The sequence below is a fragment of the Nocardioides conyzicola genome, from assembly GCF_039543825.1.
Taxonomy (GTDB): domain Bacteria; phylum Actinomycetota; class Actinomycetes; order Propionibacteriales; family Nocardioidaceae; genus Nocardioides; species Nocardioides conyzicola.
This window is the reverse complement of sequence record NZ_BAABKM010000002.1, coordinates 1560330-1583990: the sequence shown is the minus strand read 5'-3', so window position 1 is coordinate 1583990 and position 23661 is coordinate 1560330. Positions and strand designations below refer to the sequence as shown.

The following is a 23661-nucleotide window of genomic DNA, read 5'->3' as shown; positions in this document are numbered from 1 at the left end:
CCCATGACGGACCTGTTCTGGCCCGGGGACGAACGTGCCGGCTCGCACTTCTCCGCCGAGGACTTCGTGGGCGCGATGCTCGCGGTGGAGGAGGACTGGCTCGGCCGCGGGTTCTCGACCCCGGTCGACGCCGAGCAGCTGGCGCTCGACGCCGAGGCCGGCGGCAACCCGGTGATCCCGCTGCTGCGGATCCTGCGCGAGCAGCACCCCGAGGCGCACCGCGGCCTCACCAGCCAGGACGTCGTCGACTCCGCGCTGATGCGGATGGCGGACTCGGCGGTGGCGACCCTGCGCCGCGACCTGCGCGTCGTCACCGACCGGCTCGCCGCGCTCGCGTCCGAGCACCGCGGCACGCCCATGGTGGCGCGCACGCTGACGCAGCACGCCGTGCCCACGACGTTCGGCTTCCGGATCGCGGCTTGGCTGACGGCCGTGCTCGACGCCGACGACGACCTGGCGCGCCTGGCCTTCCCGCAGCAGCTCGGCGGCGCAGCCGGCACCCGCGCGGCGATCGTCGAGCTCGGGCGGGAGTCGCCGGCCGACGTACCTCGCTGGCACACCACCCGCGCCCCGGTCACCCGGATCGGGGACGCCCTCGTCGGCTGCACGGATGCCTGCGCCCGCATCGCCAACGACGTGCTCACCCTGTCCCGCCCGGAGATCGGCGAGCTGGCCGAGGGCAGCGGCGGCGGCTCCTCGACGATGCCGAACAAGGCCAACCCCGTGCTCTCGGTGCTGGTGCGGCGCGCGGCTCTCACCACCCCGCAGCTCGCTGCGACGCTGCACCTCGCCGCCGCGCAGCAGGTCGACGACCGGGCCGACGGCGGCTGGCACGCCGAGTGGGCGACGCTGCGCGACCTCGTCCGCCGGACCCTCGTCGCCGCCTCCCAGACCGCCGAGCTGGTCACCGACCTGCGCGTCGACACCGACCGGATGGCGGCGACGCTCGCCGCGGCCGGCGACGCCGTGCTCGCCGAGCAGCGCAGCATCACCGACGACCCCGCGCCGACGTACCTCGGCGACGCGACGGCGTACGTCGACCAGGTGGTCGCCCGCGCCCGCCGTACCCCTGAGGAGCCCTCGTGATCCCGAGCATCACCGTCGTCCGGATGACCGGAGCCCGACACCGCGCCGAGCTGCCGCTGCTGGTCCTCGGACCGTCGCTGGGCACCTCGGCCACCACGCTGTGGGGTGCCTGCGCGACCGGCCTGACCGACGTCTTCGACGTCGTCGCCTGGGACCTGCCCGGGCACGGTCACAACCGGGGCGTGCCCGAGGAGCCGTTCACGATCGCCGAGCTCGCGACCGGCGTGCTGCGCGTCGTCGACGACGTGCTCACCGAGCGCGGCGAGCCCCGCGGGTCGTTCTTCTACGCCGGTGACTCGGTGGGTGGCGCGGTCGGGCTGCAGCTGCTGCTCGAAGCCCCCGACCGGGTCGTCGCCGCCGCGCTGCTGTGCACCGGCGCGCAGATCGGGTCCGAGGAGATGTGGACCGGCCGGATGAGCCAGGTCGCGCTGTCGGGCACGCCCGTGATGGTGAGCAGCTCGGCGGAGCGGTGGTTCGGGCCCGGGTTCGTCGAGCGCGAGCCCGAGCGGGCCTCCGCCCTCCTGCACGCCCTGTCCGACGCGGTCGACGAGGGCTACGTCCAGGTCTGCGGCGCGCTCGCGGCGTACGACGTCCGCGACCAGCTCGGTCGCGTCCGGGTCCCCGTCCTCGCGGTCGCCGGCAGCGTCGACGTCGCCACGCCGCCGGACAAGCTGCGCGAGATCGCCGAGGGCGTGCCGGACGGACGGTACGTCGAGCTCGAGGGCGTCGCGCACCTCGCCCCGGCCGAGGCGCCGGAGGTCGTGGCCCGGCTGCTGCGCGAGCACTTCCTGGGGGAGATGCCGCGGGCCGAGGAGTCCGCGGGGATGACCGTGCGACGCGAGGTCCTCGGCGACGCGCACGTCGACCGGGCGGTCGCCGGCACCACCGACTTCACCCGGGACTTCCAGGAGCTGATCACGGCGTACGCCTGGGGCGAGGTCTGGACCCGACCCGGCCTCGACCGCCGGTCGCGCTCGATGATCACCCTCACCGCCCTGATCGCCCGCGGCCACCACGAGGAGCTGGCGATGCACGTGCGGGCCGCGCTCCGCAACGGCCTGACCGTGGACGAGATCAAGGAGGTGATCCTGCAGTCCGCCATCTACTGCGGGGTCCCCGACGCCAACACCGCGTTCCGGATCGCGTCCGGGGTGCTGGTGGAGGAGGGGCTCCTCTAGGGACCTCGACTAGCGCTGAGCGACGAACTGCACGTAGCTCCATCCGCTGGGGGCCGCGGCGTTCTCGGCGTCACCGCGCCACTCCGCGCGCATCCTGATCGGGATGCCGAGATAGGCCCGGTCACCGGGTAGGTAGACCATCGCGCTGCTCGCGCGACCGAGCCGCACGCACTTCGTCTTCGCCGGGTAGCCCCACCGGCCACGGACCTTGAACTCCGCACGGAAGTACACGCAGTCGCCCGCATGCGCCGGGGCGACCTTCGCCTTGAGCCACGCGGACCTGGTCACCGAGTAGATCGAGCTCTTGCCGGACCGACGCAGGGCTCGTACGGCGCTCGCGCTCACCCGCGCCGCTACGCGGACCCGCTTCGACGCCGAGGCATCGGCCAGGTCACCGCCGTCGGCGGTCGCGGTGAACGTGGTGGTGCGGGACATCGGGACCCGCACGGTGAGGCGGCCCGCGCTGTCCACGGGGCCGGTGCGGACCAGCCGCCGTGGGTGCCCGGGCTGCGTCGCGTAGACGGACACCACGTCGGCGTCGGAGGCCTTCACCGTCACCACCGCCTTCTGCCCGTAGCGGTAGGTGGCGCGGTCGGTGGTCACGCCGACCCGGGGCGGCAGCGGCGCGCCGGGCTGGTCAGCCCGCCAGGTGATGGACCCGAAGAGCGCGGGCCGACCGCCGTCGCAGTGCTGCGTGAACGACACCGACAGCTTCCGCAGCCGGTCCTTGTCGTCGTACGTCGCCTCGTGGACGGTGAACGTGCCGGTCAGGCTGTTGCAGCCGCGCCCCTGTCCGGAGATGTCGAGCCCAGGACCGGACTCGTTGAACGGGTAGCGGGTGGCGCCCGTGAACGTGGTGCCCGGCCGCAGCTCGTCGCCCGAGCCGGGCTCGAAGTCGGCGGTCCAGCTGTCGCTGGCGACGTGCACCCCCGTCGGGGTGCCGGAGGCCCTGATCGTGGAGTTCAGGGGAGTGTAGGAGTAGTCGGCACCGCCGCCGATGTAGTCCGCCGCTTGGCTGCGCATCCGCCAGGTCGTGTAGCCAGACGTGCCCGACCCGCCCAACGCGACGGTGTGCGCACCCGCGGTGGTGGAGTCGACGATCGTGAGGGTGCCGTGCTTCGGTCCGGCACTGGTGGGGGTGAAGCCCAGGGTGACGGCACAGCTGGCGCCTGCGGCGATCGTCCTGCAGCCGTTGGCGACGACCGTGAAGTCGGCAGCGCCGTCGGTGACCGACGCGGAGGAGACCGTGATCGGGCCGGTGCCCGTGTTGACCAACCTGACCGGGACCTTCCTGCCGGCCTGCCGGGGGTAGCGCTCCGGCCAGATCACGCGCGTCGGGGCCGTCAGCAGCTCGGCGTCGATCGCCGGCTCGTTGATGCGGATCTCGCCGAACGATGCCGCGTCGGCGCCGTCGCAGTGCTGCTCGTAGAGCAGCCACAGCCGCGTCGCGTCCGGGTCCACGTCGAGGATGGTGAAACGGCCGGTCGCCGCGCAGCCACGGCCCTCGCCGAAGATCATGATCGAGGCGCCGTCGTCCGCGCCGCCCTGGTCGTCCACGTAGTCGCCCGCAGCGAGGGACTCTCCGGGGGCCGCGCTGAACATGAACGTGAACGAGGAGCTGGCGCCGTCGCCTGCGTCGACCGTGATGCCGTTCTCCGCCGAGCCGGAGAGCGTGATGCCGGCCGCGGCCCCGCGGTAGAGGTGGGTCGCGCCACCGGAGACGTAGTCGTCCTGGTCGCCGACCATGGTGACGTAGTCGCTCGGGGCCGCGGCCCGGGCCGGGCTGGCGACGAGCCCGAGGATCGGCAGGAGCAGGGCGAGGGCGAGCAGGCGGACGGTGGTGGAGGTCATCGTCGACGGTTTCCTAGGCACGGCGGACCATCGGAGAGGGGACCCGGTCGGCCAACCCCGATGTTGGACGCCGGATCGTTGCACGGTTCGCCGGCGCTCGTCAGGGATATCCGCACATCGCCTCAGGCCGACGCGCACCTCGCCACGATGTCGGCCACGCGCCGGACCGCGGGCGAGTCGTCGTCGGTGCGCGTGGCCAGCGCCAGGTCGACGGTCGGCGGGTCGACGAGGGCCACGTAGGCGACTCCGTCGAGGCCGAGGCTGCGCACGGGTGCGGGGACGAGTGCGACCCCCAGCCCGGCTGCGACGAAGACGACCAGGGTGGCGGTCTCGCCGACCTCAGTGATCATCGACGGCTCGAAGCCCGCGGCCGCGCAGGCGCGGAGCACCTCCTCGTGCATCGAGGAGCGATCGCTGGAGGGGTGCATCACGAACCGCTCATCGGCGAGCTGGGACAGGCGGATCCGTCGTGCCCCCGCCAGTGGATGGTGCACGGGGAGCACGGCGACGAGGGGCTCGGTGCGCAGTCGGCGCAGTGTCAGGTCCGCGTGGTTGAGGGGACCTGGGCGCAACAGCGCCAGATCGAAGGTGTGGTCCCCGACGCCGGTGACCAGCGCCGGGGAGAGCAGCTCCCCGCGCAGGCCGAGCTCGACGTCAGGGAGCTCGCGGGCCACCTCGCGCGCGACCCGCGGCAGCACGTCGTACGTCGCCGTGCCGACGAAGCCCACGGACACCCGTCCTGCGCGGCCGGACACCAGCAGCTCCATGTCGGACTCGGCCCGGGCGACGTCACCCAGGACCGTGCGCGCGTGATCGGCGAAGCGGATGCCCGCCTCGGTCAGCTCCACCCGCCGGGTCGACCGGGTGAAGAGCGGGATCCCGAGCTCGCGCTCCAGCTGCTTGATCTGCTGCGACAGGGCGGGCTGCGCGATGTGCAGTCGCGTCGCCGCTCGGCCGAAGTGTCGCTCGTCGGCCAGCATCGTGAACGACCGCAGGTGTCGCAGCTCCATGCATCCAGATTATCAATCCAGGGAGATTAGGTATTGGAGTTGATCGCGCTCCTCGGCCTACGCTCGACGGCATGAGCTCCGCCTACTTGTACGCCGCCGTCCGCACGCCCTTCGGCCGCTTCGGCGGCGCGCTGGCCGAGGTGCGCCCCGACGACCTGGCCGCGACCGCGATCACCGGTGCGCTCGCCCAGGCGCCGGGCCTTGACCCCGCTGCGATCGGCGACGTCGTGTGGGGCTGCGCCAACCAGGCCGGCGAGGACAACCGCAACGTGGGCCGGATGGGCGTCCTGCTGGCGGGGCTGCCGGTGTCGGTCCCGGCCACGACGGTCAACCGGCTGTGCGGCTCGTCGCTGGACGCCGCGATCATCGGCTCGCGCACCATCGAGTCCGGCGACGCCGAGGTGGTGCTGACCGGCGGGGTGGAGTCGATGACCCGGGCGCCGTGGGTGCTGCCCAAGCCGTCGCGGGCCTTCCCGGCCGGCAACGTCACCGCGGTCTCCACGACGCTGGGCTGGCGGCTGGTCAACGACCGGATGCCGGCGGAGTGGACGGTCTCGCTGGGCGAGGCCAACGAGCTGCTGGGCGAGAAGTTCTCGATCTCGCGGGAGCGCCAGGACGAGTTCGCGGCGCGCTCGCACGAGCTGGCCGACGCGGCCTGGTCCGCGGGCTTCTACGACGCGCTGGTGGTCTCCGTGCCCGGTGTCGACCTGGCGCGCGACGAGAGCATCCGCCCCGGCTCGACCGCCGACAAGCTCGCCGGTCTGAAGCCGTCGTTCCGCAAGGACGGGACCATCACGGCCGGCAACGCGTCGCCGCTCAACGACGGGGCGTCCGCCGTGCTGCTCGGGTCGGAGGCGGCCGCCGACGTCATCGGCCGCGCCCCGATCGCCCGGATCGCGGGACGTGGGGTCTCGGCGGTGGAGCCGCCGATGTTCGGCTACGCGCCGGTCGAGGCGGCCGAGCGGGCGCTGGCCCGGGCAGGCATCACCTGGGCCGACGTCAGCGCCATCGAGCTCAACGAGGCCTTCGCCGTGCAGTCGATCGCGTGCGTCGATGCGTGGAAGGTCGACCCGGAGATCGTCAACGCCAAGGGCGGTGCGATCGCGATCGGCCACCCCCTCGGTGCCTCCGGCGGCCGGATCATCGGCACCCTCGCCGCTCGGCTGCAGGAGACCGGCGGACGGTACGGCGTGGCCGCGATCTGCATCGGCGTCGGCCAGGCGCTGGCCGTGGTGCTGGAGAACGTGTCATGAGCGCGACCTTCTGCGACACCGCCGCCGAGGCGGTCGACGGGATCGCGGACGGCTCGACGGTGCTGGTCGGCGGGTTCGGGATGGCCGGCATGCCGGTGCAGCTGATCGACGCGCTCATCGAGCAGGGCGCCAGCGACCTGACGATCGTGTCCAACAACGCCGGCAACGGCGACACCGGGCTGGCCGCGCTGCTGGCGAAAGGCCGGGTCCGCAAGGTCATCTGCTCCTTCCCGCGGCAGTCCGACTCCTACGTGTTCGACGGCCTCTACCGCGCCGGCGAGATCGAGCTCGAGGTGGTGCCGCAGGGCAACCTCGCCGAGCGGATGCGCGCCGCGGGTGCCGGGATCGGGGCCTTCTTCTGCCCGACGGGGGTCGGCACCCCCCTGGCCGAGGGCAAGGAGACGCGCGAGATCGACGGGCGCACCTACGTGCTGGAGTACCCGATCCGCGGCGACGTCGCCCTGGTCGGCGCGCACGTCGCGGACCGGATGGGCAACCTCGTCTACCGCAAGACCGCCCGCAACTTCGGGCCGGTGATGGCGACCGCGGCGAGGACCACGATCGTGCAGGTCTCGTCGGTCGTGGCGACCGGCGAGCTCGACCCGGAGGCGGTCGTGACGCCGTCCATCTACGTGGACAGGGTGGTGCAGGTATGAGTCTCGGCCAGGCATTGCGCAAGGACGAGATGGCGGCCCGGGTCGCCCAGGACATCCCGTACGGCGCCTACGTCAACCTGGGGATCGGCCAGCCCACCCTGGTCGCTGACCACCTCGACGCCGACTCCGGCGTCGTCCTCCACACCGAGAACGGCATGCTCAACATGGGCCGGGCCGCCGTCGGGGACGAGGTCGACGGCGACCTCCTCAACGCCGGCAAGATCCCCGTCACCGAGCCACCGGGTGCGGCGTACTTCCACTCGGCCGACTCGTTCGCGATGATGCGCGGCAGCCACCTCGACGTCTGTGTCCTCGGTGCCTTCCAGGTCAGCGCCGGCGGCGACATCGCCAACTGGCACACCGGCGCCCCCGACGCGATCCCCGCCGTCGGCGGCGCCATGGACCTCGCGATCGGCGCCAAGAGCGTCTTCGTGATGATGACCCTCTTCGCCAAGGACGGCACCCCCAAGCTGGTGCCCGAGTGCACCTACCCGCTCACCGGCCTCGGCTGCGTCTCCCGGGTCTACACCGACCTCGCGGTCTTCGAGGTCGGCGGTCCGGACGTGGTCGTGGTCGAGACGTTCGGGACGTCGTACGACGAGCTCGCCGACCGCCTCGACGTGCCGCTGACGCGGGGGTGAGGCCGCCGCCCTGACGGGCGAGGGTCAGTCGACGTCGGTGTGGTGGCGGGCGACCGACGGTCCGAGGTTGTCGGGCTCGTCGGAGGCCAGCGCTGCCCGCAAGAACCTCGACAGGACCGGCGACGGTCGCTCGTTGCGACGCCAGACCACTGCGGCCTCGATCGGGGTCAACGGGGTCGCCAGGCGCGCCACCCTGAGGTCCAGACCGGCGATCGCGCGCACCGATGCGGGCACCATGGCGACGCCCATGCCGGCGGCGACCAGCCGGACGAGCGTGTTGAGGCTGCTGACGGTGCGCCTGATGTCGGGGTGGATGCCGACCTGCTCCCAGGACGCCCGCGTGTGGGCGGAGAGGCCGGGGAAGCCGCCGTCGGTGGTCGGCACCACCCATCGTTCGTCACCGAGGTCGGTCAGGTTGACGGTGGCGAGCCCCGCGAGCGGAGAGTCTGCTGCCATCACGATGACCACGGGCTCCCGGTGGATCAGCGCGACCTCCAGCTCGCGACCGCGCAGCCGGTCGAGGTGCTGCGTACGCGTGCAGTAGACGAGGCCGACCTCGGCCCGGTGGTCGCGCACGCGGTCGATCACGTCCGCGTCGTCGGACTCGACGATCTCCGACTCCACGGACGGCGACCGCTTGTCGAACGCCGTCAACAGGTTGGGAAGGATCTCCCAGGCCACGGGCGACGTGGTCGCGATCGTCAACCGTCCCAGGCGTCCGCTCCCGATGCCGCGCACCTCGGTCGTCAGCTCGTCGACCTGAGCGAGCACCCGGCTCGCCTCACGCGCGAGGAACTCCCCGGCGACGGTCGCGTCCACCCCGCGTGAGTGCCGTTCCAGGAGCCGGACCCCGAGCTCGCGCTCCAGCTGGGCGATCGCGGCGCTGAGCGGCGGTTGGGTCATGTTCAGCAGGGTGGCTGCGCGGGACACCGATCCCTCGTGGACGACGGTGGCGAAGTAGCGCAGCTGACGCAGATCCATACGTAAAACCTATCGGTAGGCATAGAGATAGAGATTAGACGTATGCGTGGTGGCGATCACATAGTGGGTGCGTCCGGCCGGCGTGTGAGGGCCGTCACTGAGAGGGAGAAGTTGTGGGCATCGGGAGCTTCGAGCACCAGACGTTCGCCCAGCGCGTCGTGTTCGGCGCCGGGACGGCGATGACCTCCCTGGTGACGGAGGCCGACCGCCTCGGCGCGCGGCGGGTGCTGCTGATCGCCACGCACGCTGAGGCCGAGCTGGCCGACCGGCTCGCCGGCGCCCTTCCGGTGAGCGGTCGCTTCCACGATGTGCGTCCGCACGTCCCGGCCGAGGTCGCGGAGGCGGCCCGCGCGCTCGCCCAGGAGATCGAGGCGGACCTGCTGGTCTGCATCGGGGGCGGTTCGACGACGGGAACCGCGAAGGCGGTCGCGCTGACCACCGGGCTGCCGATCCTGGCCGTGCCCACGACGTACGCCGGATCCGAGGCGACGCCGGTGTGGGGGATGACCGAGGCGCGCCGCAAGACCACCGGGACGGATCCGGTCGTGCTGCCGCGCGTGATCGTGTACGACCCGGAGCTGTCGGTCTCCCTGCCCACAGCGCTCGCCGTCGCCAGCGGCCTGAACGCGATGGCACACTGCGTCGACTCCCTGTGGGCGCCCCGAGCGAACCCGCTGCTGAGCGCGATGGCCACCGAGGGGATCCGCGCCCTGGCGCCGGCGTTGCGCGGGATCGTCGCCGATGCAGGCGACCTCGATGCCAGGGCCGGGTGCCTGTACGGGGCCTACCTGTCCGCGTCGACCTTCGCTGGAGCGGGGTCGGGGCTGCACCACAAGATCTGCCACGTCCTCGGCGGCGCTTACGACCTGCCGCACGCCGACACCCACGCCGTGGTCCTGCCGCACGTGCTGGCCTACAACGCCGACGACGCTCCCCGAGCCGCAGACCGCGTGGCAGAGGCGCTCGGCGCGGCCGAGTCCGTGGCGGGGCTGATCGACCTCTACGACGACCTGGCCGCGCCCCGGGCGCTGCGCGACCTGGGACTGCGCGAGGACCAGCTGGAGGAGGCGACCGGGTTGGTCGTCGACGCCGCACCCGCCGACAACCCCCGGGCGGTGACGGCGGAGAGCATCCACAGGCTGCTGCGACGCGCCTGGTCAGGAGCGGCCCCGCTGCGGGCCGCTGACGATGAGAGGAACCCGTCGTGAACGTCTCCGAGGAGACCGAGCAGGCCGCGCGCGAGGAGTACGTGACCGACCAGGTGCTCGCCAGCTTCGCCGGTGCGACCACACCCCGGTTCCGCGAACTGATGGAGAGCCTGGTGCGCCACGCTCACGATTTCGTGCGCGAGGTGCGACTCACGGAGCGCGAATGGGAGGACGGCATCGACTTCCTCAAGCGCGCCGGTGACATCACGGACGACAGGCGGCAGGAGTTCATCCTGCTGTCCGACGTGCTGGGCATCTCGATGCTGACCATCGCGGTCAACCAGCCGCCCGACCCGCTGGCCACGGAGGCGACGGTCTTCGGGCCCTTCTTCGTCGACGGGTCGCCGCGCATCGAGATCGGTGGCGACATCGCCCAGGGTGCGACCGGCCAGCCCTGCTGGGTCTCCGGCACGGTGACCTCGACCGACGGAACACCGCTCGCGGACGCGCGACTCGACGTGTGGGAAGCCGACGACGACGGCATGTACGACGTCCAGCACCCCGACGACCGCACGCAGGGCCGCGGTCACCTCTTCACCGACGAGCTCGGACGCTACGGGTTCTGGGGCGTCACCCCGACGCCGTACCCGATCCCGCACGACGGCCCGGTCGGAGACCTCCTCACGGCGGCCGGCCGCGGACCCATGCGGGCGGCCCACCTGCACTTCATGGTCACTGCCGACGACCACCACCGGCTGGTGACCCACATCTTCGTGCGCGGAGACGCCTACCAGGACAGCGACGCCGTCTTCGGTGTCAAGGAGTCCCTCGTCGTCGACTTCGTGGAGCAGCCCGCGGGCACCCCCAACCCGACCGGGCGCGAGATCCAGGGCTCCTGGACCCGCGCCGAGTTCGACGTCGTCCTCAGCACCGAGGGCCAGAACGAGGAGCAGGCATGACCGACCCGGCACTCGAGCACGAGACCAGCCCCCGTCACCCGGGATCGCTCTCCGGCATCGACGGCGAGCGCGAGGAGGACCTGCACACCGACGTCCTCATCATCGGGAGCGGTCCGGCCGGCGCCTCCGCGGCGCTGTTCCTCGCGACGTACGGCGTCGACCACCTGGTGATCACCAAGTACCGCTGGACCGCCAACACCCCTCGCGCGCACATCACCAACCAGCGCACCGTCGAGATCATGCGCGACATGGGGATCGAGCAGGACATCATCGACGAGGCGACGCCTCACGAGATGATGGGCGACACGGTCTTCTGCAGCAGCCTTGCCGGCGACGAGATCGGTCGCATCCGCACGTGGGGAACGCACCCGGTGCGCGAGGCTGACTACCGGATGGCCAGCCCGTCGATGAACTGCGACCTGCCGCAGACCCTGTTCGAGCCGATCCTGATCGGGCACGCGGCCTCCCGGGGCAGCCGGATCCGCTTCGACACCGAGTACGTCAGCCTGGAGCAGGACGACGACGGCGTCACCGTCACCGTCCTCGACCGGCTGTCGGGTCACGAGTTCCGCATCCGCGCCCGGTACGTGATCGCCGCCGACGGCGGGCGGAGCAAGGTCGTGAGCGACCTGGGTCTGCCGATGGCCGGCCAGATGGACGTCGCGGGCAGCATGAACATCGTCTTCCACGCGGACCTGACCGAGTTCGTCGGGCACCGCCCGAGCGTCCTCTACTGGGTCCTGCAGCCCGGAGCGACGATCGGCGGCATCGGCCTCGGCCTGATCCGGATGGTCCGCCCGTGGGACGAGTGGCTGATCACCTGGGGCTACGACATCAACCAGCCGCCACCGGACCTCGACGACGAGATGGCCATCCAGATCGTGCACAACCTGATCGGCGACAGCTCCGTTCCGGTCACCATCAGGTCCCTGTCGCTGTGGGGCAACAACAAGATGTATGCCGAGCGCTATCGCGAGGGCCGGGTCTTCGGCGTCGGCGACGCCGTGCACCGGCACCCACCGTCGAACGGGCTCGGGTCCAACACCTCCATCCAGGACTCCTACAACCTCGCCTGGAAGCTCGCCTACGTCCTCAAAGAGCTCGCAGGGGAAGCCCTGCTCGACACCTTCGACGACGAACGAGCGCCGGTCGGCAAGCAGATCGTGCTCAGGGCCAACAAGAGCATCGAGGAGTTCGGCGCGATCCTCGAGGCGCTCGGCCTCGAGGACACCTCGCAGAACGTCGAGCAGATGCAGGCCGGGATCGACGGCCTGGCCGACGACTCCCCGGAGGGCGTCGTCAAGCGCGCCGCTCTGCGCGAGGCACTCGAGCTGAAGGACTACGAGTTCAACGCCCTCGGCGTCGAGCTCGGACAGCGCTACGACTCCGCAGCCGTGGTGAAGGACGGGACCCCGGAGCCGGCGTACACGCGCGACCCCGAGCTGTACTACCACGCGACCACCTGGCCCGGCGCCCGGTTGCCGCACTGCTGGCTCGGGGACAAGGGCCGACAGGTCAGCACCCACGACCTTGCCGGCAAGGGCGGCTTCACGCTGCTCACCGGGGTGACGGGTCACCCCTGGGTCGAGGCCGCCCACAAGGCGGCCGTCGAGCTCGGGATCGATGTTCGTGCCTACGTGATCGGCCCCAAGGCCGACTACGCCGATCTCTACGACGACTGGGCCCGGCTCCGCGAGGTGGCCGAGGACGGCTGCGTGCTGGTCCGTCCTGACGCCCACGTCGGCTGGCGTTCGCACAGCGCAGCCGAGGATCCGGCCGCCGCGCTCGTCCAGGCCCTGCGCGGCGTCCTCGCCCGCTGACCCGACTCATCACCCACAGGAGCACAACATGAAGAAGTCCTACCTTGGATTGACCTCCGTGGCCGCCCTGGTGCTGGCCACCTCGGCGTGCGGCGGCGACGTCGGCGGCTCGAGCGAAGGCGACACCTCCACCCTCACGATCGGCTACGTGTCACCCCAGACCGGCCCTCTGGCGCCCTTCGGCGAGGCCGACTCGTTCGTCGTCGACCAGATGAAGGCCTACTTCGCCGACAACCCGTTGACCGTCGACGGCAAGGACGTCGAGGTCAAGATCATCCTGAAGGACGCGCAGTCGGACTCGACCCGCGCCGGTGAGGTGGCCTCTGACCTCATCAACAGCGACGACGCCGACCTGATCCTCGCCTCGTCCACGCCCGACATCGTCAACCCGGTCTCCGAGCAGTGCGAGGCCAACTCCGTGCCGTGCATCACCACCGTCGCCCCCTGGCAGACCGTCGCCTTCCGCGAGGGCGGGGACACGCCCGCCGACCTGAAGTACACGTACCACTTCTTCTGGGGCCTCGAGGACGTGGCTGCCGTCTACAGCGACATGTGGAGCCAGGTCGAGACCAACAAGAAGGCGGCGGGCCTCTTCCCGAACGACCCTGACGGCGAGGCCTGGAGCGCGAACTTCCCGACGCTCGTCAAGGACTCCGGCGTCACGATCGACAATCCCGGCCTGTACCCCAACGGCACCAAGGACTTCTCGGCGCAGATCGCCAAGATGAAGGGCGACGACATCCTGATGGGCGTCCCGATCCCGCCGGACTTCACGACGTTCTGGAAGCAGGCGATCCAGCAGGGCTACCGGCCGAAGATCGCCACGATCGGCAAGGCGTTGCTGTTCCCCTCGGTGGTCGAAGGCATCGGCGACACCGCGAACAACCTCGGCACCGAGGTGTGGTGGCACCCGACGTCGCCGTTCAAGAGCTCGCTGACCGGGGACTCCTCCCAGCAGCTCGCGGACGCGTACGAGAAGTCGACGGACCGGCAGTGGACCCAGCCGCTCGGCTTCTCCCACGCGCTGTTCGAGGTCGCTGCGGCGGCGGTCGAGAAGGCGGGCTCGACGGACGCCGACGACATCACCGCGGCGCTCGGCAGCCTGAAGGTCGACACGGTCGTCGGTCCTGTCGAGTGGGGCGCCGAGGGCCTGCCGCCGTACGTCGCCAAGACGCCGCTCACGGGTGGTCAGTGGCGCCTGGTCAACCAGGACCACCCGTTCGACCTCGTCGTCGTGTCCAACACGCTGGCGTCCGACGTCCCGCTGGGTGGCTCGGTGGAGACCCTGAACTGATGACGACGCCGGCTCTCTTGAGCGTCTCCGGACTGAGCAAACGGTTCGGCAGGGTGGTGACAGCGTCGGACGTGACCTTCGAAGTGCCGGCGGGACGCGCCCTGGGGATCGTCGGGCCCAACGGAGCCGGCAAGTCGACCCTGCTCAACCTGATCAACGGCACGCTGCCGAGCGACTCGGGCACCATCGCGTTCGACGGCGCGGACGTCACCAGGGTGGGTGCCGCTCGGCGAAGCGAGATCGGGATCGGGCGCAGCTACCAGATCCCGCGACCGTTCGGCGGCATGACCGTCTTCGAGAACGTGTTGGTCGGAGCCAGGTTCGCGGGTGGTGCTCGTGGGAGCGCCGCCCACGAGCAGGCCTACGACGCCCTCGTGAGGACAGGCCTGGCGCACCTCGCCGGGACCCGGGCCGGATCGCTACGCCTGCTCGACCGCAAGCGGCTCGAGCTTGCCCGGGCGCTGGCGACCTCGCCGCGGCTGATCCTGCTCGACGAGATCGCCGGTGGCCTGACTGAGCGGGAGCTGCCCGCTCTGGTCGACGTCATCGCGGGGCTCCGCGACGACGGGCTGGCCGTGGTGTGGATCGAGCACATCGTGCACGCGCTGATGGCGGTGGTCGACGAGCTGATGTGCATCGCCGCAGGCGAGGTCGTCGCGATCGGCGATCCCGCCGACGTGATGGCTGATCCGCGCGTGTTCGAGGTCTACCTCGGCTCGCCCGCGGAGGTGGTCCCGTGACCGGGCTCCTCGAGGTCGACGCTGTCGACGCCCACTACGGCGACTTCCAGGCGTTGTACGGGCTCTCGGTCTCTCTCGACGAGGGCGAGACGCTGGCGGTGATCGGCGCCAACGGTGCGGGCAAGTCGACCTTGCTCAAGACCATCGCGGGCCTGGTCCGGCCGACGTCCGGCGAGATCCGGTTCGCCGGCGAGCGGATCGACGGGGTCTCCGCACACCGCCGCGTCACCCAGGGCGTGGCGCTGACCCCGGAGGGTCGACGCATCTTCCCGTCACTGACGGTCGAGGAGAACCTCCTCGTCGGCAGCTACGGACAGCGGCCCGGACCGTGGAACCTGCAGTCGGTCTACGACCTGTTCCCGTTGGTCTCGGACCGCCGCGCTCGGATGGGTGGCCACCTCTCCGGCGGCGAGCAGCAGGCCGCCGCCATCGGTCGTGCCCTGATGTCCAACCCGCGCCTGCTGATGCTGGACGAGGTGTCCCTGGGCCTGGCGCCGGTCGTCGTCGGCGAGATCTACCAGGCCCTGCCGCAGATCACCGGTCGTGGCACGACGGTGCTCCTGGTCGAGCAGGACCTCGGCCATGCGCTGGCGGTGGCGGACCGGGTCCAGTGCCTGCTCGAAGGACGCACCGTCCTCGAAGGACCGGTGGCGGACATCAGTCGCCAGCAGGTCGCCGACGCCTACTTCGGACTGTGAGGAACACCTGATGGAGTGGGTCAACGCGGTGATCCAGGGAATCCTGCTCGGCGGGCAGTACGCGCTGCTCGCCTGCGGGCTCTCCCTGATCTTCGGAGTCATGCGCATCGTCAACCTCGCGCACGGCGTGCTCGCCGTGGCGGCCGCATACGCGGCGTACTGGGTCCTCCAGCAGGTCGACATCCCGCCGTTCGCGGCTCTGGTCGTCGTGATCCCGGTGTTCGCCCTGGTCGGATACGTGCTCCAGCGAGGCCTGTTCAACTTCGCGCTCGCCCATGGCGAGCTCAGTCCGTTGATGGTCTCCTTCGGCGTCGCGGTCATTGCCGCGAACCTCCTGCAGGAGCAGTTCAGCGCCAACTCCCGCAGCATCCAGATCGGCTCGCTGGGCACCGACAGCGTCGCGCTCGGGGGTGGGCTGGCGGTCGGGACGTTCTCCGTGCTGACGTTCGCCGTCGGGGTCGCGGTCATCGGTGCGGTTCAGGTCTTCCTGGCGCGGACCAGGACGGGACGCGCCATGCGCGCCACCAGCGACGACCCGGACGCAGCCACGCTGATGGGGATCGACAACCGGCACGTCTACGCGCTCGCCACGGCGATCGCCATCGCGACGGTGGCCCTGGCCGGCGTCTTCCTCGGGATGAGCACGCAGTTCTCCCCGACGTACGGCGACATGGTCCTGATCTTCGCCTTCGAAGCGGTCATCATCGGCGGCCTCGGATCACTGTGGGGCACGCTCGTGGGCGGCCTGGTGCTCGGCGTCGCCCAGACGATCGGCGCGCAGGTGGATCCGGCGTACGGGATCCTCGCCGGCCACCTGGTGTTCCTCGCCGTCCTGCTCCTCCGCCCCAGCGGCCTGATGCCGAAGGTGGCGATCGCATGACGACCAGTCCCAGCGCCAGCACTCTCCGCGAGGTGCCGACGATCCGGGTGCGCCGAGGCAGCACGAGCTCGTACGTCGGTGGTGCCTTCGTCGCCGTCGCGGTCCTGGTGCTGGCCGGTTGGGTGCCCTACCACGTCGACCTCGGCACGCTGTCGAACCTGGTCGGGCTCTTCGTCCTCGTGATCCTCGCGGTGACCTGGAACCTGATGGCCGGGTACGGCGGCATGATCTCGATCGGGCAGCAGGCTTTCATCGGTGCGGGCGGGTACGGCGTCATCTACCTCGCGGACACCGTCGGGATCCCCCTCCTCGTCTCTGTCCCGCTCGCGGGCGTCGTGTGCGCGCTGCTGGCGCTTCCCACGTCGTTCCTCCTCTTCCGTCTCGCAGGCGGCTACTTCGCGATCGGGACCTGGGTCGTCGCGGAGGTCTTCAAGCTCGCGACGACCCAGATCGACGCACTCGGGGGCGGGTCGGGGCTCTCGCTGACGGCCTTCAGCGGCGTCGACCGCGTGGACCGGGTGGCCCAGGTCTACTGGACAGCCCTCGTACTCATGGTGCTCGTCGTCCTCGGGACCTACCTGGTGATGCGCAGCCGACTGGGGCTCGGCCTGACGGCGATCCGCGACAACGCGACCGCCGCGTCGAGCCTCGGCGTGCGGGTGAACCGCAGCCGCCGGATCGTGTACGTCGCCGCGTCGGCGGGAGCCGGCATGGCCGGGGCGTTGATCGCCCTCAACTCGTTGCGCGTCTCACCTGACTCGATCTACTCGGTCAACTACTCCGCGTTCATGATCTTCATCGTCGTCATCGGAGGCCTGGGCAGCATCGAGGGGCCGATCATCGGAGCGGTGGTCTTCTTCGTCCTCGAGCAGGAGCTTGCGGACTACGGCTCGTGGTACCTGGTGCTGCTCGGCGTGGTCGCCATCGCCGTCGTGCTGCTTCTCCCGCGCGGGCTGTGGGGCCTCCTCTCCGGCAACGGCCGGATCCAGGTGTTCGGCGTCGGGTACCGGGTCCGCGAGGTGCCGGGCACCAGCGACCAGGTGCAACCAACCTGATGGCCGGGTACACCTAGGCCATCGCCATCGTGTTCCTGGCCGCTGCTTGTGTCGCCGGCCGATCGAGGACTGCCTAGGGGCCCGGGACACTGCGCTCAGGACGTCATGATCCGCGGCGGCTAGCCGCCGCGGATCTGGGTACCGCATCCCCATGACTCCGCCGCTGCCGTCGGCCGCGACGCTGCGGCCGGGCCACCTCCCCGACGACGAGCTGACCACGCTGGCGGTGGAGGCGGACGCAGCCCGCGGCGACGTACGGCGTGCGCTCGAGCTCGCGCAGCGGTGGGGACAGCGGCTCCCGGCTCCGGGGCACGGCCGGACCACGCACCTCTGGGAGGCCCTCGCGACGCTGGGTGCCGTCGACCTGACGGTCGCCCGCGCGGTGGAGCCGCACCTCGACGCGCTGGCCATCCTCGCCGAACCACGCGACGGGACCTGGGGGGTCTGGGCCGCCGAGGCGCCGGGCGCGAGGCTGACCGCGGACGCCGAGCACACGCTGACCGGTCGCAAGCCCTGGTGCTCGCTGGCCGCGGACCTCACCCACGCGCTGGTGACCGCCTGGGTCGACGACGAGCGGCGCCAGCTGTTCGAGGTCGACCTGCGGCAGCCGGGCGTGACGCCCGTCGACGCGCCGTGGGTCTCGCGCGGGCTGAGCCGGGTCCGCAGCACGGCGGTGGACTTCACCGCGGTGGCGGCGTCCCCGGTCGGCGAGCCGGGCTGGTACCTCCGGCGCGACGGCTTCGCCTGGGGCGGGATCGGCGTCGCGGCCGTCTGGTACGGCGCGAGCATCGGGCTCGCCCGACGCCTCTGGCGGCAGGCAGCCGAGCGCGACCTCGACCAGGTCGGGCAGCTGCACCTCGGGCGGGTCGACGCGGCGCTCACCGCCGCGGCGGCCGTGCTGCTCGCCGCGGCCGAGGCCGTGGACGCCGGGACGATCGGTGGGGACGCGGGTGCCCTCACCGCGCTGCGGGTCCGCCAGGTCGTCGCCGACTCCGCCGAGACCGTGCTGGTCGCCGCCGACCACGCCCTCGGTCCGGCGCCGCTGACGTCCGAGGAGGAGCACGCCGCGCGGGTCGCCGACCTGCGCGTCTACCTCCGCCAGCACCACGCTGAGCGCGACACCGCCGCTCTCGGCCGCCTCGTCCAGGAGACCTCGCCATGGTGACCCGCCCCGCCTTCACCCACGACGGCACCGGCACCCCCGCGGAGGTCTGGTCGTCGGACCCGCGGTGGACGGACCGGCAGCCGATGGTGCTGGACGGCGTACGCCGGCTGGTGGTCGTCGCCGCGCACCCGGACGACGAGTCACTGGGCGCCGGCGGCCTGCTGGCCACCGCCCACGAGCGCGCTCTCGAGATCGACCTCGTGCTGCTCACGGCCGGCGAGCTCAGCCATCCCGCGTCGCCCACCCACTCGCGCGAGGCCCTCGGACAACGACGGCTCGACGAGGCCAAGGACGCCCTGCGCGCCGTCGCCCCGCACGCCGCGCTCACCCGGATGGCGCTCGGGGACGGGTCGGTGGCCGGTGCCGAGTCCGACGTCGCCGCCCGGCTCGTCGACCTGATCGGCGACGGGGCGGGGACCCTGGTCGCCGCGCCCTGGCGGCACGACGGTCACCCCGACCACGAGGCGGCCGGTCGGGCGGCGGCCACCGCGGCCCGGCGTACCGACGCCGCGCTGGTCGAGTACCCCGTCTGGTGGTGGCACTGGGGCACGCCCGCTGACGCACCGTGGGGCGAGATGCGCCGGCTGGACCTGTCCGTGGCGGCCCGGTCGCGCAAGCAGCAGGCGATCGCCGCCCACGCGTCCCAGGTGCTCCCGCTGTCGGAGCAGCCGGGTGACGAGGTGCTGCTGCACCCCGGCTTCCTCGCCCACTTCCACGGGTCGGTCGAGGTCTACGTCGTCGACCAGCGCCGGGACACCGCGCTCGACGACCTGCACCGCGCGCAGCCGGACCCGTGGGGCGTGGACGAGCGCTGGTACGAGCGCCGCAAGCGCGAGCTCACGCTGGCGATGCTGCCGCGCCGGACCTTCGCCCGCGGCCTCGAGGTCGGCTGCTCGACCGGTGCGCTGGCCGAGCGCCTCGCGGACCGGTGCGACGAGCTGATCGCCGTGGACAGCAGCCCCACCGCCGTCGACGCCGCGCGCTCGCGGCTCGCCGACCGTCCGCACGTCCGGGTCGAGTCCCTGGAGGTGCCGCACGACTGGCCGGACGGTCAGCTCGACCTCGTCGTGGTCTCCGAGATGGCCTACTTCCTGAGCCCGAGCGGGCTCCGCGGCCTGGTGGAGCGGATCCGCGGCTCGTTGGCCCCGGCCGGCGTGGTGCTGCTGTGCCACTGGCGGCACCGGATCGACGGCTGGGTGCCGGACGCGACCTCGGTGCGGCGGGCGTTCGGAGCCGGCCCGTGGACCGAGCAGGCGGCCTACCGCGACCGGGACGTCGACATCGTTCTGCTCGGTGGCGGCGACGTCCTCCCGGAGCCGACGGCATGATCGTCGACGTCGTGCACGTCGTCGTGCCCGCCCACGACGAGGAGGAGCTGCTGGGCGCCTGCCTGGCCTCGGTCGCCACGGCAGCGACCGCCCTCGTGACCGACCTGCCGGGCGTCGTCGTGCGCACCACGGTGGTCCTCGACGGGTGCACCGACGGCACCGCGGCCGTCGCGGCGACGTACGGCGTCGACACCGTGGCCGTCGACGCCACCAGCGTGGGCGTCGCCCGGGCCACCGGTGTCGAGCGGGTCGCCGCGCAGGCGGAGGGCCATCCTCCCGAGCGGGTGCTCGTCGTCAGCACCGACGCGGACTGCGTCGTCCCGGAGCGATGGCTGGTCGACCTGTGGGCCCTGGCGTCCGCGGGCTTCGACCTGGTGGTCGGCGCCGTGGACCCCGACCCCGCCGACCTGCCGTCGGGCGTGCTGGACCGGTGGCGCGACCGGCACCGCCGGCCCGAGGCGCACGTGCACGGGGCCAACCTGGCCTTCACGCTGGCGGCGTACGCGCGCTCCGGCGGGCTGCGGCCGGTTCGGCTGCACGAGGACGTCCTGCTGGTCGCGGCCATGCGCGATGCCGGGTGCCGGTGGACGACCGCGACCTCGGTGCGCACCTCGGGGCGGACCATGGGCCGGGTGCCCGGCGGCTTCGCCACCTACCTCGCCGGGATGGTCGCGCAGGCGGAGTGAGCGGCGCCGGCGAAACGGCGCGAGAACCCCTGATGCGTGGCTAGTCTGCCCGCAGACGACGGCCGTCGGCCGGTGCTGGGGGGTTCGATGCGACGACTGGTGACGCTGCTGGCGCTGTCCTGCGCGCTAGGTCTGCCGTGGGTCTCGCCCGAGGTGTCTGCGGCGAAGCCGCAGAAGGCGGTGACGCCGTCGGTCACGAGCGTCTCCCCCCGTCTGGGCGCCGCCGTCGGGGGCACCCGCGTGACCGTCAAGGGTCACGGGTTCACCCGACGGTCCGTCGTGCTGTTCGGCAAGCACCAGGTCAGGACGACCTACGTCTCGAAGAGACGGGTGGTCGCGATCGCGCCGGCCGGCAAGGCGGGCATGGTGGCGGTCCGGGTCCGGACCGGGCGACTGACGAGCAAGGTGAGCCGGAAGGCTCGGTTCACCTATCAGTCGATGGTCGAGCCGAAGGTGACGCTGGCCGCCGCCGGGCCGGTCGAGATCAGCGTGGGAGAGCGGGTGGCCTTCGCGGGCAGGACCTCGCCGAAGCGCTCCGGTGCTTCGGTGCGACTGGAGTACCAGAACCCCGATGCGAGGTGGCTCGCCGCCGGTACGGCGAAGGTGGCCGCCGACGGCTCGTTCGCTCTCGGTCATGAGCCCCTGGCGGGGAGCTGGCGCTACCGGGCCGTGGTCCCCGGGCGGGGGCGCTACCTGCAGGCGCTGTCCGGGACCGTCGAGGTCGACGTCGCCGGGGCGGCCGAGGTGCGCGTCGAGGTCGTCAACGTGCCGGCGGGTGCCACGCCCGCGGTCGCGGTGTCGGGTCCGCTCGGCGAGGAGCTGATCTCCCAGACCACGACGTACCGTCCCGCTCGTCCCGGCACGTGGCGGATCGTGGCCGACGGCATCGCCGACGACGGAGGCGACTGGAGTGCGACCGTGCCCGACCAGTCGGTCGATCTGCAGCGGGGGCAGTCGGTCGTCCTCCAGGTCGACTACTCCTTCCGCCAGGCCCCGAACGCCGTCGCCCCTCCCGAGCAGATCACCTACGCGGCGGACCGCGTCGAGGACGGCCTGTTCGACCTGACGTTCCCGGTGCCCGGCGTCGCCGCCCGGCATCGTCTGGACCGCGTTCGGTCGACCACGGTCGGGCGGCTCATCGACACGCCCGACACGTGGTGGCTCCCGCGCACCTGCCCCCAGGTCGGGGACCGGATCGCGCTCCCGCCGTCGGACGCCATCGCCGAGCTCTACCGCGGCGCTCTCGGCACGATCACCCAGGTCGACTGCCAGCTGTGGGGCGTCGACTACCGGACCGTGGTGCGCAGCATCCGGCTCCACGTCGACGGGTCCGTCACGTTCGCGGACCTGATCCGCGACGGGTCGATCGACGACGGGCTCCAGGAGCTGGTGCTCGACGGAGCGGACGCGACGACCGACGACGGCTACCTGCCACCGATCCTCAGCAAGGAGATCAGGGCGCGCGCCACCGGGGCCGCCTCCGTCCAGGCAACGAAGAAGGGCGTCACCCTCGGCTGCGACGGCAACGTCACGGCCGAGCTCAGCGCCAAGCTGGACGTGCGGCCGAAGGTGACGCTGAAGGCCGAGTGGGGGCTGTTCGCGCTGAAGAAGGCGACGCTGCGCGGCGAGATCACCGAGGAAGCGGACCTGCACGCCTCGCTGACCGGCAAGGGGCAGTGCGAGGCCTCTTCGCACCTCGGCACCGTGCACTTCCCGCCGTTCGTCGTGCCCGCCGGACCCTTCGCGCTGACGGTGCTGCCGCGGCTCGACACCACCGCCACCGCTTCCATCGGGTTCGCCGCCACCGCATCGGTCGGGGTGCACCAGTCCTTCAACACGTGGGCTCAGGTGGCGTGGACCCCGGAGGGTGGGTTCTCTCGCCCCGAGTTCGGCGGCGACCCCGCGGAGCTGACGCCCGAGCACACCTTCAACGGAGCGCTGACGGGCGGGCTGAAGCTGCGCGCCGAGCTGTCGTTCAACCTGGTCGGCGTCGACGGGCCGCTCGTGTTCGCCCAGGCCGCGCTCGACGCCAAGGCGCTGGCCGACGTCGACCCCGGCGGCGACACCGGCTGGGAGGTCACGCCCGCCGTCGCGCTCGGTGGCAAGTTCCGGTTGAAGGCCCTCGGCGCGGGGTTCGAGTCCGGCGACCTCATCTTCTGGAGCCACACCTGGGGCCCATGGGGGTCCCTGGGCCGGCAACCGGCGACCGACATCGTCGACTTCTCGGCCGGTGTCGCGCACTTCTGTGCGGTGCGAGCGGGTGGTGCCGTTTGGTGCTGGGGTGACGGGACCCATGGACAGCTCGGGGACGGCGCGAGCACGACGTCGCAGGATCCGGTGCGGGTGCAGGGGTTGACCGACGCCGTCGCCGTCTCCGCGGGCGCGGGCTCCAGCTGCGCCGTACGCCGCGGCGGCACCGTCGTCTGCTGGGGCGACGGCGCCTGGGGTCAGCTCGGCAACGGAGGGACGACCAGCTCTCCCACGCCGGTGACGGTGGCCGGGATCAGCGACGCGGTCTCGGTCGACGTCGGCGGCCGTCACGTCTGCGCGGTGCTCAGAGGCGGCAGGATCGACTGCTGGGGGCGCGGCGGCGCCGGACAGCTGGGCCAGGGCTCGACCGCGTCGTCGACCACCCCGGTCCAGGTGAGCGGGATCAGCGACGCCGTGCAGGTGTCCGTCTCGGCTCCGAGCACGGGTCCCGACGCGCACACCTGCGCGGTGATGAGGTCGGGCACGGTCTCCTGCTGGGGTCAGAACCCGGACGGGCAGCTGGGCGACGGCACCCTCGTGTCGTCGACCACCCCCCGGCCGGTCGCCGGTCTCACCGACGTCGTCGAGGTCGCCGCCGGCGGGATGCACACCTGTGCCCGTAGGTCGGGTGGCACGGTGATGTGCTGGGGCTACGTCGGAGCCGCGCAGGTCCTCCCCAGCACCTTCACCAGCAGCTCCAGCACCCCGGTCCCGGTGGCCGGCATCACGGGCGTGGTCGACCTGCACAGCGGCTGGGTCGGCATGGCCGCGCTGGGGGCCGAGGGACGGCGTACCGGCTGGGTCGGTGTCGCGGTGGCCACCTGGCGGGACGGCCGGGCTCCCAGCGACGCCGTACGTCTCGAGCTGCTCGACGTACCAGGAGGCACGAAGTCATGTGCCCTGACGTCCGCCCGCGCGCTCTCGTGCGACGGAGGCACCGACTCGGCGTGGACCCCTCTGTTGCTCCCCTGACCCGGGACCG

Annotated in this window: 20 protein-coding genes; 17 read left to right on the top strand and 3 right to left on the bottom strand. The window is 72.0% G+C overall.

The window, feature by feature from the left end:
* The first annotated feature begins 3 nt into the window (after positions 1 to 3).
* Together ABEA34_RS10755 and pcaDC are read left to right on the top strand one after the other, a co-directional pair.
* Entirely contained in the window at positions 4 to 1086 is a 1083-nt protein-coding gene (locus ABEA34_RS10755) for a lyase family protein (RefSeq protein ID WP_345521254.1), read from the top strand.
* On the top strand, positions 1083 to 2264 hold the full coding sequence (gene pcaDC, locus ABEA34_RS10750) for a bifunctional 3-oxoadipate enol-lactonase/4-carboxymuconolactone decarboxylase PcaDC (RefSeq protein WP_345521253.1): 1182 nt from the start codon (positions 1083 to 1085) through the stop codon (positions 2262 to 2264). Before ABEA34_RS10755 ends, pcaDC begins: the two co-directional genes overlap by 4 nt.
* Before the next feature lie 9 nt (positions 2265 to 2273).
* On the opposite strand, the gene ABEA34_RS10745 is transcribed toward pcaDC, so the two are convergent.
* Together ABEA34_RS10745 and ABEA34_RS10740 are read right to left on the bottom strand one after the other, a co-directional pair.
* The gene (locus tag ABEA34_RS10745; protein ID WP_345521252.1) at positions 2274 to 4115 is read right to left on the bottom strand and encodes a hypothetical protein; all 1842 of its coding nucleotides are present in this window, start codon (positions 4113 to 4115) and stop codon (positions 2274 to 2276) included.
* A gap of 122 nt (positions 4116 to 4237) precedes the next feature.
* Positions 4238 to 5125, bottom strand: coding sequence for a LysR family transcriptional regulator (locus ABEA34_RS10740; RefSeq protein ID WP_345521251.1), 888 nt, complete (start codon positions 5123 to 5125; stop codon positions 4238 to 4240).
* Between the two features lie 71 nt (positions 5126 to 5196).
* On the opposite strand from ABEA34_RS10740, the gene ABEA34_RS10735 reads away from it, so the two are divergent.
* From ABEA34_RS10735 to ABEA34_RS10725, 3 genes are read left to right on the top strand one after another with little or no spacing between them, the layout of a single operon-like run.
* On the top strand, positions 5197 to 6378 hold the full coding sequence (locus tag ABEA34_RS10735) for a thiolase family protein (RefSeq protein ID WP_345521250.1): 1182 nt from the start codon (positions 5197 to 5199) through the stop codon (positions 6376 to 6378).
* Positions 6375 to 7034: a 3-oxoacid CoA-transferase subunit A gene (locus ABEA34_RS10730; protein WP_345521249.1), complete on the top strand. Its 660-nt coding sequence runs from the start codon at positions 6375 to 6377 to the stop codon at positions 7032 to 7034. The genes ABEA34_RS10735 and ABEA34_RS10730 overlap by 4 nt, the downstream gene beginning before the upstream one ends.
* Positions 7031 to 7675: a 3-oxoacid CoA-transferase subunit B gene (locus ABEA34_RS10725; protein WP_345521248.1), complete on the top strand. Its 645-nt coding sequence runs from the start codon at positions 7031 to 7033 to the stop codon at positions 7673 to 7675. Before ABEA34_RS10730 ends, ABEA34_RS10725 begins: the two co-directional genes overlap by 4 nt.
* A 24-nt stretch (positions 7676 to 7699) precedes the next feature.
* Here the strand turns inward: ABEA34_RS10725 and ABEA34_RS10720 are convergent, their stop codons facing one another.
* Positions 7700 to 8656, bottom strand: a complete 957-nt coding sequence (locus ABEA34_RS10720) for a LysR family transcriptional regulator (RefSeq protein WP_345521247.1) — start codon at positions 8654 to 8656, stop codon at positions 7700 to 7702.
* Positions 8657 to 8769: 113 nt separating this feature from the next.
* Between ABEA34_RS10720 and ABEA34_RS10715 the strand changes: the two genes are divergently transcribed.
* From ABEA34_RS10715 to ABEA34_RS10660, 12 genes are all read left to right on the top strand, one after another.
* The gene (locus tag ABEA34_RS10715; RefSeq protein ID WP_345521246.1) at positions 8770 to 9864 is read left to right on the top strand and encodes a maleylacetate reductase; all 1095 of its coding nucleotides are present in this window, start codon (positions 8770 to 8772) and stop codon (positions 9862 to 9864) included.
* Positions 9861 to 10763: a dioxygenase family protein gene (locus ABEA34_RS10710; RefSeq protein WP_345521245.1), complete on the top strand. Its 903-nt coding sequence runs from the start codon at positions 9861 to 9863 to the stop codon at positions 10761 to 10763. Before ABEA34_RS10715 ends, ABEA34_RS10710 begins: the two co-directional genes overlap by 4 nt.
* Positions 10760 to 12583 (top strand): FAD-dependent oxidoreductase, encoded by a 1824-nt coding sequence (locus ABEA34_RS10705; protein ID WP_345521244.1) that lies wholly within the window; start codon positions 10760 to 10762, stop codon positions 12581 to 12583. Before ABEA34_RS10710 ends, ABEA34_RS10705 begins: the two co-directional genes overlap by 4 nt.
* A 28-nt stretch (positions 12584 to 12611) precedes the next feature.
* The gene (locus ABEA34_RS10700; protein ID WP_345521243.1) at positions 12612 to 13877 is read left to right on the top strand and encodes an ABC transporter substrate-binding protein; all 1266 of its coding nucleotides are present in this window, start codon (positions 12612 to 12614) and stop codon (positions 13875 to 13877) included.
* A gap of 71 nt (positions 13878 to 13948) precedes the next feature.
* Complete coding sequence (locus ABEA34_RS10695) at positions 13949 to 14617, top strand: ABC transporter ATP-binding protein (protein ID WP_345521242.1); 669 nt, start codon at positions 13949 to 13951, stop codon at positions 14615 to 14617.
* Positions 14614 to 15315: an ABC transporter ATP-binding protein gene (locus ABEA34_RS10690; protein ID WP_345521241.1), complete on the top strand. Its 702-nt coding sequence runs from the start codon at positions 14614 to 14616 to the stop codon at positions 15313 to 15315. Before ABEA34_RS10695 ends, ABEA34_RS10690 begins: the two co-directional genes overlap by 4 nt.
* Before the next feature lie 10 nt (positions 15316 to 15325).
* The gene (locus tag ABEA34_RS10685) at positions 15326 to 16195 is read left to right on the top strand and encodes a branched-chain amino acid ABC transporter permease (protein ID WP_345521240.1); all 870 of its coding nucleotides are present in this window, start codon (positions 15326 to 15328) and stop codon (positions 16193 to 16195) included.
* Positions 16192 to 17250 carry a branched-chain amino acid ABC transporter permease gene (locus ABEA34_RS10680; RefSeq protein ID WP_345521239.1) on the top strand — a complete coding sequence of 353 codons (1059 nt, stop codon included), beginning with the start codon at positions 16192 to 16194 and terminating at the stop codon, positions 17248 to 17250. Before ABEA34_RS10685 ends, ABEA34_RS10680 begins: the two co-directional genes overlap by 4 nt.
* Before the next feature lie 151 nt (positions 17251 to 17401).
* Complete coding sequence (locus tag ABEA34_RS10675; RefSeq protein ID WP_345521238.1) at positions 17402 to 18415, top strand: acyl-CoA dehydrogenase; 1014 nt, start codon at positions 17402 to 17404, stop codon at positions 18413 to 18415.
* On the top strand, positions 18409 to 19743 hold the full coding sequence (locus tag ABEA34_RS10670; RefSeq protein WP_345521237.1) for a bifunctional PIG-L family deacetylase/class I SAM-dependent methyltransferase: 1335 nt from the start codon (positions 18409 to 18411) through the stop codon (positions 19741 to 19743). Before ABEA34_RS10675 ends, ABEA34_RS10670 begins: the two co-directional genes overlap by 7 nt.
* Positions 19740 to 20429, top strand: a complete 690-nt coding sequence (locus ABEA34_RS10665; protein WP_345521236.1) for a glycosyltransferase family 2 protein — start codon at positions 19740 to 19742, stop codon at positions 20427 to 20429. Before ABEA34_RS10670 ends, ABEA34_RS10665 begins: the two co-directional genes overlap by 4 nt.
* Before the next feature lie 87 nt (positions 20430 to 20516).
* Positions 20517 to 23651: an IPT/TIG domain-containing protein gene (locus ABEA34_RS10660; protein ID WP_345521235.1), complete on the top strand. Its 3135-nt coding sequence runs from the start codon at positions 20517 to 20519 to the stop codon at positions 23649 to 23651.
* Positions 23652 to 23661 lie beyond the last annotated feature (10 nt).